A 1137-nucleotide genomic window follows, 5' to 3' on the forward strand; every position below is an offset into this window, starting at 1 on the left:
CGAAAGTCTGCGCTCCTACGGCGTGATCGCTGCTTAATTTTGTCCGAAGTGTTGTAAGTATAGAGGTTGATAAATTGCCAGTTAGAGGCGGTTCTATCCACAATTTTAATGTAGGTCACTTGGGAATAGAAAGCTTTGGTGCGCTGGATTTCTCGCTCTAGCCGATCAAGAACCTTCGCTTTGTCATATTGGCGTTGCATAATGAGGGTATGAATTAGGGTGAATTAGCATGGAATGTCCCGAGTGCAACTCAACTCATATCCGTAAAAATGGAATCAAGAAAGGTAAGCAAAATCACATCTGCGTCGATTGTGGTCGGCAATTCATAGATGGTTATGCCCCGCCTCAAGGCTATAGTGATGCGATGAAACGGGAATGTCTCAAAATGTATGTCAACGGCATGGTGTTTCGGGGGATTGAGCGGGTCGAAGGAGTGCATCATACCACCCTGATTACTTGGGTCAGACAAGTCGGCAAATGCCTGCCGGATGCTTACACGCCTGACAAAATACCTGAAGTCGGTGAGTTGGATGAACTAGAAACCTTCATTGGTCAAAAAAACAAAATCTGGATCTGGACGGTCGTTGACCACTTCACTCAAGGCATTTTAGGTTGGGTCTTAGGTAAACCCAGTGCCGATACGTTCCGTCCGTTGTGGGCGATTGTGGCAACTTGGCAGTGCTATTTCTATGTCACGGATGGTTGGTCAGTCTATCCTGGGTTCATTCCCAACGGTGACCAAATTATTTGCAAGACCTACATGACCCGCGTAGAAGGCGAAAATACGAGATTGCAGCACTATCTGGCTCGATTACATCGCAAGACACTCTGTTATTCCAAATCAGCAGAAATGCTGGCACATTCGATTCGATTGCTACTTCATTACCTAAAATTTTGGGATGTACCTGTCCCCGCTTGATTCATACCTTCATTCAGCAACGCCGTCATATTCAGATGTTGTGCCAATGTAAATCGCGTGTTGTCGCTCTTCTCATGCGTCATGACAGCATTCGTCAAAATGTTCTCACCTGAATCCTACACAAGCTGCATCCGAAGCTCCGGTATCTATCAGTGACAGAGCGGGCAAGTTCAGCGTCTTAGGATAGAAACCTAAAGCCTCATTCCAGGATTTAGAAA

At 45.9% G+C, this 1137-nt stretch carries 1 protein-coding gene and 1 pseudogene; one reads left to right on the forward strand and one right to left on the reverse strand.

Annotation, left to right across the window (positions count from 1 at the left end; genetic code table 11):
* Positions 1–200: pseudogene (locus ACKFKF_RS35120) on the reverse strand (hypothetical protein); the annotation flags it as partial.
* A gap of 29 nt (positions 201–229) precedes the next feature.
* On the opposite strand from ACKFKF_RS35120, the gene ACKFKF_RS35125 reads away from it, so the two are divergent.
* Positions 230–919 (forward strand): IS1 family transposase, encoded by a 690-nt coding sequence (locus tag ACKFKF_RS35125; protein WP_446871957.1) that lies wholly within the window; start codon positions 230–232, stop codon positions 917–919.
* Positions 920–1137: the final 218 nt, after the last annotated feature.

Source organism: Phormidesmis sp. 146-12, assembly GCF_052939495.1.

Coding starts and splice junctions, on each gene's coding strand:
- ACKFKF_RS35125 (WP_446871957.1), top strand. CDS start 230: ATGGAATGTCCCGAGTGCAACTCAACTCATATCCGTAAAAATGGAATC.